Origin of the sequence: Micromonospora inaquosa, assembly GCF_003857055.1 — a bacterium.
Lineage (GTDB): Bacteria > Actinomycetota > Actinomycetes > Mycobacteriales > Micromonosporaceae > Micromonospora > Micromonospora inaquosa.
In genome coordinates this window covers 1-10329 of the sequence record NZ_QGSZ01000408.1, presented here as the reverse complement: position 1 = coordinate 10329, position 10329 = coordinate 1, and the positions used below count along the sequence as shown (strand labels likewise).

The window sequence follows — 10329 nt, the reverse complement described above, 5'->3', positions numbered from 1 at the left end:
CCCCGCCTCCGACCACCCCGCCTCCGACGACGCCGCCGCCGACTACCCCGCCTCCGACCACGCCGCCGCCGACCGGTGGCGGCTGTGCGGCGGCGGTGTCGGTCAACCAGTGGACGGGTGGCTTCGTCGCCACGGTGCGGGTGACCGCCGGCACCGCACCGGTCAATGGTTGGACGGTCACCATGACCCTGCCGTCAGGTGCCAGCATCACCAGCGTCTGGAGCGCCGACCGGAGCGGCAACACCGGCACCGTCCAGTTCACGAATGTCGCCTACAACGGCTCGATCGCACCGGGGCAGTCGACCGAGTTCGGCTACCAGGGCACCGGCACCGGCACGGGGATGATCCCCACCTGCTCGGCCGGGTGACCGCCAGGCCCGGTGCGGAGGTTCACGAGCCTCCGCGCCGGGCCGTACGGCTGCGCGGGCGGAGCCCCGTTGTCAGAGCCAGACCACGATCCCGGTCAGGTCGTTGAGGACGGCGGCCACGCCAGCCCGGATGGCAGCGGCACAGCGGTCCGCGGTGAACGACTTCGGGTCGTACGTCGAGGACATGCCGAGCCCTTCACCACGGAAAGACGCGCCGTCCCAGTCGACAGCCGTCACGTTGTGGGTGGGCTCGGCCAGTTCCGCGCCCACCACCAGGAACTTCTCGTCGAGGTGGTTCGGGGTGACCAGCGCCAGCGCGTCGATCAGGTCGTTGCCCGCGCTGACGACGAGGTCCGGGCCCATCTCCATCGCCTTGGCGATGCTGGGAACGGCGTCCTGCGCATCGCCTGCGGTGATCGTCCTGAGGTCGACGTGTTCGTCGTCGGCCCACTCCTTGACCGCCGTCACGAGGGCCTTGGTCGGGTCGTCGTCGCCGCTGGTCAGCAGGACGACCCGATAGTCCTTTGGCGGGTGGACGTCGGCCCACGAGCCGGGCTGCGGCGTGATGGTCGCCTCCGGCGCGGGTTTCGTCGAGGGGCCGACGAAACCTGGGCCGAGCGAGCCGATGGCGCGGGGCGCCGGATGTGGCTCCGACCAGTCATCGCTGGAGCCACAGGCAGTGACCAGCGCGGCGGTCGCGGCCAGCATGGCAACGGCCCGAAGCGGGGGGCGCAAGGTGATCGTCCTCCGGGTGGTGGCGGTGGGTGCGCGTACGTCTCCGTATTCCTATCTCAATTCCGGTCGCCGGCAATCGGTGGGCGACCGTTCGGCGATTTTGTTCTCCGGCGGTTCGCCGGTGCGCGGGTTGGTGTTCACCCACGACATGCAACGTGCACTGGCCAACCGAGGGAGTCGAATGTTAGGCCGCATCCGCCGTACCGTTATCGTCGCCGCTGTCGGTTTCGCCGCAGTGGTAGTTCCGTTTCTGGCCGCCGAACCGGCTTCCGCGCACGGCTTCTCGTCGACTGTGTACGCAAAAATTGCGGCGGGAGATGAGGGTCACATTCGGACGGCAGTGGAGCTCGAATACGACCTCCTCATCGTTTCCGCCGCGGATGCCGGCGACGACGACCCGCTCTTTCAGGCGGGAACCGCCGCCTTCGAGGCGGGCGACACCGCCGCCCAGGCCGCCGCCCTGAAGAGTCACGCGTCGACGGTCCTCAGGTACGTCTCCGACCGGTTCTCGGTGAACTCCCGAGGTGCGGCCTGCCAGCCGACACAGGTGGGTGACGCGACGATCGGCGATCGCGAGGGCGTGCCGTACGCGAACCTGCAACTGGACTGGACCTGCCCCGAGCGGGTCGACGAGCACGTGGTGCGCAGCAACCTCTTCCCGGATGACGAGGACTACGTCAAGGGCACGAAGACGATCGTCACCTACGAGATCGACGGCCGTTCGGGCAGTGCCGCACTCGACGCCGCCAACCCGTCCTTCTCGACCGCGCAGGCGTGGTACCAGCGATTCGGCGAGTTCTTCCTCCTGGGCGCCGAGCATCTGCTGGGCGGGATCGACCACATTCTGTTCCTGCTGGCGCTCATCGCCGGGTCGCGGCGGCTCCGGGAGATCGTGCTCGCGGCCACCAGCTTCACACTGGCGCACTCGGTGACGTTCATGCTCGCCGCGCTCGGCCTGGTCGAGGTGCCGGGGGCGGTCGTGGAACCGATCATCGCGTTGTCGATCGCCGTCGTCGCCGGGTGGCATCTGTGGGGAATCTGGCGACGAGGTGCGCACGCGACCGACCTGGAGGCGGCTGGGCACGGTCATTTCAGCCTGGATCGGGCCGGCTGGATCCGCCTCGGTGTGGTGTTCTGCTTCGGCCTCGTGCACGGCCTGGGCTTCGCGGGCGCGCTGGGCATCGACGAGGCGTGGTCATGGACGCTGCTGTGGTCGTTGCTGGTGTTCAACATCGGCATCGAAGTCGTTCAGTTGACGATTATCGCGCTCGTCTTCCCGCTGCTGTTCGTGCTGCGGCGTCGCGCGCCGAAGGCCGGCCTCTGGGCGACCGGAGCTGTTTCCGCCGGCGTGTCCATTATGGGTTTGATCTGGTTTGTCCAGCGCATTTCCGGATCATGAGCAACGCTAAGTAGTTCGTGAAGTGTGTCTTTCGCAAGATCGCGTTCATGATCGGTTCACCGGGCAACGAAAGCGTGTGATTGCTTCCCCCGGCGTCGGGTGAAGACACATTCATTTCTCTATTTGAGAAGGGAACAATGTCGATGACATTGAGCACCTCGACATGGGTCCCCGCACCCATGCGGCGGCGCCTGATTGCCGGGGTCGCAGCCGGGTTCCTCGGAATGGGCGTGGCCCTCGGTAGCGGCCTGATGGCCCCGGTGAGCGCGGCTGAGTCCACCACGATCACCGGTGTGGTCCTCGGCGTCGGCGCCAACGAGACCCAGCGCATCGTGACCTGGTACTCCTCCGCCGACACGGCGCAGAAGATCCAGCTCGCGCCGACGGCCGAGATCGTCAACGGCGAGTTCCCGGCCAGCGCGGTCAGCTTCGAGGCCGTTGGCGGGGCGAACACCTCCACCACCGGGTTCAACCGGCACGCCACGATCAGCAACCTGCGTGAGAACACCGCGTACTCGTACCGGGTCGGCGCCGAGGGCAACTGGTCCCCGGCGTACGCCTTCAAGACGCAGGACTTCGAGGGCGACTACAACTTCCTGTTCTTCGGTGACCCGCAGATCGGATCCTCCGGCGACGTCGCGAAGGACCAGGCCGGTTGGGCGGAGACGCTGAAGGTCGCCACCACGGCGAACCCGGACACCGAGCTGCTGGTCTCCGCCGGTGACCACGTCGAGTCCGCGAACAACGAGGCACAGTGGGACGCGTACCTCTCCCCGGAGCAGCTGCGGCAGTACCCGACGGCGGCCACCATCGGTAACCACGACGTCGGTGGCAAGGCCTGGGAGCAGCACCACTTCACCCCGAACACGGACCGCTCGGCCCAGTACTACACCGGGGACCAGGCGACCCGCTCCGGCGGCGACTACTGGTACATCTACAAGGACGTGCTGTTCATCGACCTGAACAGCAACAGCTACGTCAACCCCACTGACGGCTCCGCCGGTGGCGACGCGGCGCACGTCGCCTACGTCACCGACGTCGTCAAGAAGCACGGCTCCGAGGCCAAGTGGAAGGTGCTGGTCTACCACCACTCCATCTACTCGGCGGCGAGCCACGCCACCGACGCGGACAACAAGATCCGTCGCAAGGACTTCACGACGGCCTTCTCCGAGCTCGGCATCGACATGGTGCTGCAGGGTCACGACCACGTCTACACCCGCAGCTACTCCATCAAGAACGGCCAGAAGGAGAACCCGGCTGAGAAGCCGGGCGCTGCCGACGTGTTCCCCGGACCGGGCGGCGTCATCTACGTGACGGCGAACTCGGCTTCCGGCTCGAAGTACTACGACATCAAGAAGCCGGACAACACCGGCACCGGTGTTGAGGGCCTCGGCCCGGACCCGCTGAACCCGAACAACTACTGGTTCAACTCGGTGCAGAACCAGGAGCACGTCCGCAGCTACGTCAAGGTGCAGGTCAAGGCCGACAAGCTGGTGCTCCAGAACATCCGCAGCGGCACCTGCGCGGCGCCGAACGCGGCTGTCGAGAAGGGCCTCTCCTGCACCAACACCGCCGAGGGGCAGCCGGTCGGCTCGATCGTGGACAACACCACGATCCACCCGTACCACGCTGACGGTCAGGCCATCCAGGTCAACGTGCCGAACCCGGCTCCGGGCGAGTTCGGCTGGACGATCGACGGCTACAACGGTCTGGTCGACCTGGGCACCGCGCAGGAGCGCAACGGCACCTACTTCCAGGCCAACGGCAAGATCAACCCGATCCTCGTGTCGGACAGCCGCCGCTCGCTCGCCCCGTGGTCGATCTCGGCCAACGTCGGCGACTTCCAGGACGCCGACAAGAAGTTCTCCGGCTCCTACCTCGGTTGGAACCCGTACGTGCTCGACGGCGGCGCGGGCGCCGAGGCCGGTGCCGCGGTCCTGTCGTCCTACGACGATCAGGGCAAGGGCCTCTCGGTCTCCAGCGGCCTCGCCGCGGCCGTGCAGGGTCACCCGCGTGGTGGCGCCAAGCTCGGCGCTGACCTGGACCTGAAGATCCCGGACAGCATCGCCAAGGGTAACTACCGCACCACCCTCACGATCACCGCGCTGAGCAGCTGATCGAACAGTTCCACCGGGCGGGGTAGGCACCTTCGGGTGTCTACCCCGCCACCCATTTGCCATCCGTCCAAGATCACCTCAAGGAACTGACATGTACCCGTCCGTAACGCGCTGGAAGACCACGCCCGCCGCGCTCCTCCGTACGACTGCACTGTCCCTGCTCGCCGTCGTCGCGGCCGTCGGCGTCGGTGCTGGTCCCGCCCGTGCTGCGGACGGTAACGTCGCCTGGACGGTCCGGACGGCCTCGAACAGCTACGGCGAGGCCCGGTCCAGCTACAGCTACAACGTCAACCCCGGTGGCGCCGTCGAGGACGCCATGGTCGTGGCCAACCGCGGCCCGGCGCCGCTGACCCTCTCCGTGTACGCCGCCGACGGCTTCACCACCGACGCCGGCCAGCTCGACCTGCTCACCAAGGACAAGAAGTCCGTGGCGATCGGTGCCTGGGTGAAGGCCAACGCCAGCAGTGTCGTGATCCAGCCCGGCAAGACCGCCCAGGTCCCCTTCAAGGTCAGCATCCCGGACAACGCCACGCCCGGGGACTACGTCGGTGGCATCCTGACCGCGCTCACCCAGCCTGACCAGGCCGAGGGGATCAACGTCGACCGGCGTCTCGGCATCCGGATCAAGCTGCGGGTCGGCGGCGAGCTGAAGCCGAACCTCGCGATCGAGGACCTCCACGTGAAGTACGCCGGAACGGCCAACCCGTTCAGCAAGGGTGACGCCACCGTCACGTTCAAGGTCCACAACGTCGGCAACGCGGCCCTGTCCGGCCAGCAGACGATGACGGTCTCGGGCCCGTTCGGCCTGCTGAAGGTGCGGGCCGAGGACATCGCCGCACTGCCGGAGCTGCTCCCGGGTGAGAGCTGGGACATGACGGTGCCCGTACACGGGGTGGCCCCCACCATCTCGCTGGCCACGACCGCGACGCTGACCCCCCTGCTCACCGACGCCTCGGGCTCCACCACCCCGCTCAAGCCGGTCGAGGTCACCGCGCACGGCTGGGCCCTGCCGTGGACGCTGGCGTTGGCGCTCGTCGTGCTGATCGCCGCGCTCGTCGGGGCGTACCTCTACCGGCGTCGCAACCAGGCGCAGCGCAAGGCCCGCGAGGACGCCCGCGTACGTGACGCCGTCGAGCAGGCGCTCCGCGGTCCGGAGCCGCAAGCTTCCTGATCACTCAGCCGACCGCCGGGATCACCGCCTGGATGAGGCGTGGTCCCGGTTCGGTGATGGCCCGGGAGGACTGCGCTTATCGCCCGGTGGTCATCGCCCGTTCGCGGGGGTCCTGGGCCGCCGGCTGAGGCCGATCGCGACCGCGATAACGGCGACCACCAGCACCGCCGCCGGCACCGATGCCCAGGCCGGGGCCGTTCCCAGCACCACGGTGCCGAGCACGGCACCCACCACCAGCCCCGCCAGCCGGCCGGCGCCGCCCACGTCGGCGAACCGGTGCGGGTCGAGGACGCGACGCCGGACCAGCTGGGTCAGCGAGCCGGTCAGGTAGGTGGTCGACGCACCCCGGATGCCGGCAGCCACGGTGATCACGCTCTGGATGCCGCTCGACACGGCCGCCATCGCCAACAGCACGAGCCCGAAGCCGTACCCGGGACGTGCCGAGCAGGCCAACCAGCCGGCAGTGAAGCCGAGCAGCAACACCGCCTCGGCCGACGTCACCACCGCGGTACGGCGGTTCCAACCCGGCGGGGTGTGGCGCAACGGCACAGTGGCGACGGCCACCCCCACCGCGTACCCGCCGACCGCCACCACCGCTCCCGCGAGCGAGCGGGTGTCGGCAGTGGCGAGGGCGTGACCGAAGTGCACCAGGTTGCCGGTGATCACGCTGGCGAAGTAGCCGTTGAGCCTGGTCAGGCAGATCACGTCGAGGCAGCCGGAGGCTGCGGCCAGTGCCACCAGAAGCCAGGCGGTGGCCCGCGTCGACGGCGCGTGCACGATGCCCCTTCCGTCGGTCCGGCGGCCAGCGCGACCCGCCCGGCACGGAACGTCGGCATTCCCGTGCCCGCCCTGGCTACGCCCGGCGATCGTGGCGTTCGCCCTTGTGGGTGAACGACCCTCCGCTCCGGGCCACGCCTGTTCCCGAGCCGGCATGCTGCGACGGTGACGCCGGCACGGAGAGGGAATCCACATGGTTGACGGGGATGTGCCAGAGCGGATGCAAGCCGCGGCCTTCGATGAGTTCGGCGGGCCGGAGGTGATCACTCTGCGAAAGCTGCCGATCCCGCAGGTCGCCGACGACGAGGTGCTGATCAAGGTCTGGAGCGCCGGCGTCGGGGTGTGGGACGCGTACGAGCGGGAGGGTGTGCTGGTGCCGGAGGGCTCGGCGCTCCCGATCGTGCCCGGCTCCGACGGCGCCGGAACCGTCATCGCGGCCGGCAGCAAGGTGACCGGCCTCGCGGTGGGTGATTTGGTCTACGTCTCCGCCACCACCCGCCCGAAGGGCGGCCTCTACGCCGAGTACGCGTCGGTCAAGGCCGAGTACGCGGCGAAGGTGCCCGATGGTGTGCCCGCCGAGCATGCCGGTGCCATGCCCACCGACGCACTGACCGCGCTGGCCGGGCTCGACACCCTCAGCCTGTCGGCCGGCGCCTGGCTGCTGATCTTCGGTGCGAGCGGCGGTCAGGGCCACCTGGCCGTGCAGTTGGCGAAGCGGCAAGGACTGAACGTGATCGCCGTGGCGTCCGGCGCTGACGGTGTGGCGCTGGTGACCCGGCTCGGTGCCGACGTGTCCCTCGACGGCCGCGGCGACATGACCGAGGTGCTGGCCCGGATCCGGGACGCGGCGCCGGGCGGGGTGAACGCCATCCTGGCGATGGCCGGCGGCGCGACGCTGGACCGGCTCACCGAGGTGCTGACCGATGGTGGGGTCGTCGCGTACGCCCACGGGGTGCGGCCCGAGCCGCAGGAACGGCCGGGTGTCACGGTCCGCCCGTACGACGGCGAATCGAACCCCCGACAGTTGCAGCGCCTCAACGAACTCATCGAGGCGGGCCCGTTCGTGGTGCACGTCGCGGAGACGTTCCCACTGGGCAAGGTGCGGGACGCCCACCAGCGGCTGAAGACGTCCTACGCCGGCAAGCTCCTGCTGACGGTGGCCTGAGCGCTCAGGGCGTGCGCTGTTGCGGCACGCGTACCGATGCCATGCCGGCCGCCGTCGCGGCCTGGATGCCCAGGTCGGTGTCCTCGAAGACCAGGCACGACTCCGGGGGTACGCCGAGATGCTTCGCCGCGAGCAGGAACGCCTCCGGGTCGGGCTTGGCACGGGTGTAGTCGTCGGCGCAGACCAGCACGTCGAACCGGTCCAGCAGGCCCAGCACGCCCAGGGAGGCGGTGACCGACGCGCGGGTGCTGCCGGATACGACGGCGAACGGGACCTGCCGGTGCGCGTCGTGGATGTGCGCCAGCACCTCGGGCACCGCGGCGAGTTGCGGCAGCAACTCCTGGTAATAGTTCTCCCGGCGCTCGACGACGGCCGCCACCGGCATGGTCAGACCCTGCTGCTCGTTCAGCGCGACGATGATGTCGGCGGTGGGCCGCCCACCCCAGGCGTAGAAGAGGTCCTCCGGAAACTCGCAGTCCCACTCCCGCAGGGCCCGCTGCCAGGCCAGGTAGTGCAGCGGCATCGAGTCGACGATGGTCCCGTCGCAGTCGAACAGGTACGCGGCGAACGGCCCGGGGGGCAGCGGCAGACTCACCGGGGAAGGGTACAGCTCACTCGGTCGTGACGGCCTTCAGCTGACTGAGCAGGTACGCGCGCTCCGGTTCGGTGCCGACCAGCGTCAACGCGTCGCGGTACGCGGCCGCGGCTTCGTCGTACCGGCCGAGCCGGCGCAGCAGGTCGGCCCGCGCCGCCGGATAGGGATGGTGGCCGCGCAGACGCGGATCGTCGGCCAACTCGTCGAGCAGCGCGAGCCCCGCCTCCGGTCCGTCCCGCATGGCCACCGCGGCGGCCCGGTTCAGCGCCACGATCGGCGAGGGCACCAACCCGAGCAGCACGTCGTAGAGCGCCACCACCTGCGGCCAGTCGGTGCTGGCCACGTCGGCGGCCTCGTCGTGCAGCGCGGCGATGGCGGCCTGCACCGCGTACGGTCCGGGCGCTCGGCCGGTCAGCGCGACCACCACCAGGCCGCGTCCCTCCTCGATCATGGGACGGTCCCAGCGCCCCCGATCCTGGTCGTCGAGAAGGATCATGGCGCCGTCCGGTCCGGTGCGCGCGTCGCGTCGGGCGTGGACCAGCAGCATCAGGCCGAGCAGCCCGGCGGCCTCCCGCTCGGCCGGCAGCAGCCGACGCAGGATCCGGCCCAGCCGGATGGCCTCCTCGGCCAGATCGATCCGTTGCAGATCCGGGCCGGAGCTGGCCGCGTACCCCTCAGTGAAGATCGAGTAGACGGCCTGGAGCACCGTGGGCAGACGACCGGGCAGCTCGTCGTCGCCCGGCACCCGGAACGGGATACGTGCGTCGCGGATCTTCCGTTTGGCGCGGACGAGTCGCTGGGCCATGGTGGCGGGCGGCACCAGGAAGGCCCGCGCGACCTCGGCCGTGGTGAGGCCGGCCAGGAACCGCAGGGTGAGTGCTCCACGATCCTGCGCCGCCAGGGCCGGGTGCGCGCAGGTGAAGAAGAGCGCCAGCCGGTCGTCGGGCAGGTCACGGTCCGCGTCGGCCGGCGGGGCGTGATCGGCCCGCTCGGCCTCCGCCCGGAGTACGGCGAGCCGGGTGGCCAGCACCCGGTCGCGACGCAGCCGGTCCACGGCTCGACGCCGAGCCGTGGTGAGCAGCCAGGCACCCGGCCGGCTCGGGACGCCGTCCGCCGGCCAGTGGGTCAGCGCCGCCTCGATGGCCTCGGAGGCGACCTCCTCGGCCAGGTCGAGGTCGCCGAAGCGGCGCACGAGCGAGGCGAGCAGTCGGCCGCGTTCCTCCCGGAACACGGCCTCCACCGACGACCCGACGGCTGCCCTCTCACCCGACACGATCAGACCGGCACGTCGATCTCGGCGATCGGACGGACCTGGACCGACCCGGGGCCGGTGGCCCCCGGACTGCGGGCCGCCCACTCCAGCGCGGCGTCGAGGTCCGGCACGTCGATGACGTCGTACCCACCGAGCAGCTCACGGGTCTCGGCGAACGGCCCGTCGGTGATCGTGCGCTCGCCATCCGGGCCCACCTGCACTGTCGTACAGGTGGTCAGGTCCTGTAGCGGATGCCCGGACACCCAGACCCCGGCGTCCTTCATCTCCCGGTCGTAGCGGATCCAGTCCTCGAAGCTGCACCCGTTGTCGACGGTCTCCCCGTCGACCAGGGGACTCATGAACAGCAGCATGTACTTCACGTTTCGGCTCCTCTCGGTGCGGCGGTGTCGCCGTACAGCATGACGACGAACGGGGACCGCGGATTTCGACACGCCACCCGACGTCAATTCACCGACCGCATGCCCCGGACCCTCAGGCCGAGGTGTCCGTCCGGCGCCGGCTCCGCTCAGCCCGCCGGCGCACCTGCTGGTACGCACCCGTCAGCCCCATCGCCCGGCGTACCTCGAGCATGGTCTGGCGTACCTCCTGGCGGGTCCGTTCCGTGCCCTCGACGATCAGCCGGTCAACCAGGCCCCGGTCGGCCTCGATCTCGGCCCGACGCTGCCGGATCGGCGCCAGGAACCCCTCCAGCGCGACGATCAGCCGCTCCTTGACCTCCACGTCGCCCAC

General features: G+C 69.8%; 10 protein-coding genes and 1 pseudogene. 5 read left to right on the top strand and 6 right to left on the bottom strand.

The annotated features are described in order from the left end of the window. Positions 1-368 (top strand): cellulose binding domain-containing protein (locus DLJ59_RS36125; RefSeq protein WP_208648962.1); only part of this gene is annotated, 368 nt, incomplete at its 5' end. 72 nt (positions 369-440) lie between these two features. On the opposite strand, the gene DLJ59_RS36120 is transcribed toward DLJ59_RS36125, so the two are convergent. Further along, positions 441-1076 (bottom strand): type 1 periplasmic-binding domain-containing protein, encoded by a 636-nt coding sequence (locus DLJ59_RS36120; protein WP_244236414.1) that lies wholly within the window; start codon positions 1074-1076, stop codon positions 441-443. Here DLJ59_RS36120 and DLJ59_RS36115 point away from each other — a divergent pair. The 3 genes from DLJ59_RS36115 to DLJ59_RS36105 all read left to right on the top strand — a co-directional run bounded on the left by DLJ59_RS36115 (position 1048) and on the right by DLJ59_RS36105 (position 5790). Beyond that, entirely contained in the window at positions 1048-2502 is a 1455-nt protein-coding gene (locus tag DLJ59_RS36115) for a HupE/UreJ family protein (RefSeq protein WP_244236413.1), read from the top strand. The genes DLJ59_RS36120 and DLJ59_RS36115 overlap by 29 nt on opposite strands. A 251-nt stretch (positions 2503-2753) precedes the next feature. Next, positions 2754-4619 carry a purple acid phosphatase family protein gene (locus tag DLJ59_RS36110; RefSeq protein ID WP_244236415.1) on the top strand — a complete coding sequence of 622 codons (1866 nt, stop codon included), beginning with the start codon at positions 2754-2756 and terminating at the stop codon, positions 4617-4619. 91 nt (positions 4620-4710) lie between these two features. Then, entirely contained in the window at positions 4711-5790 is a 1080-nt protein-coding gene (locus tag DLJ59_RS36105; RefSeq protein WP_124778584.1) for a WxL protein peptidoglycan domain-containing protein, read from the top strand. Positions 5791-5880: 90 nt separating this feature from the next. On the opposite strand, the gene DLJ59_RS36100 is transcribed toward DLJ59_RS36105, so the two are convergent. Then, positions 5881-6567, bottom strand: coding sequence for a YoaK family protein (locus DLJ59_RS36100; protein WP_244236412.1), 687 nt, complete (start codon positions 6565-6567; stop codon positions 5881-5883). A gap of 193 nt (positions 6568-6760) precedes the next feature. On the opposite strand from DLJ59_RS36100, the gene DLJ59_RS36095 reads away from it, so the two are divergent. Next, complete coding sequence (locus DLJ59_RS36095; RefSeq protein ID WP_208648961.1) at positions 6761-7732, top strand: NADP-dependent oxidoreductase; 972 nt, start codon at positions 6761-6763, stop codon at positions 7730-7732. A 4-nt stretch (positions 7733-7736) separates the two neighbouring features. Here DLJ59_RS36095 and DLJ59_RS36090 read toward each other — a convergent pair whose 3' ends face one another. From DLJ59_RS36090 to DLJ59_RS36075, 4 genes and pseudogenes are all read right to left on the bottom strand, one after another. After that, a complete protein-coding gene (locus DLJ59_RS36090) occupies positions 7737-8327 on the bottom strand; it encodes an HAD family hydrolase (protein WP_124778582.1) in 591 nt (196 codons plus the stop codon). A gap of 16 nt (positions 8328-8343) precedes the next feature. Continuing rightward, on the bottom strand, positions 8344-9600 hold the full coding sequence (locus tag DLJ59_RS36085; RefSeq protein WP_124778581.1) for an RNA polymerase sigma factor: 1257 nt from the start codon (positions 9598-9600) through the stop codon (positions 8344-8346). A 2-nt stretch (positions 9601-9602) separates the two neighbouring features. Continuing rightward, positions 9603-9950 carry a YciI family protein gene (locus DLJ59_RS36080; RefSeq protein WP_124778586.1) on the bottom strand — a complete coding sequence of 116 codons (348 nt, stop codon included), beginning with the start codon at positions 9948-9950 and terminating at the stop codon, positions 9603-9605. 121 nt (positions 9951-10071) lie between these two features. Further along, positions 10072-10329, bottom strand: a pseudogene (locus DLJ59_RS36075) (tryptophan--tRNA ligase); the annotation flags it as partial.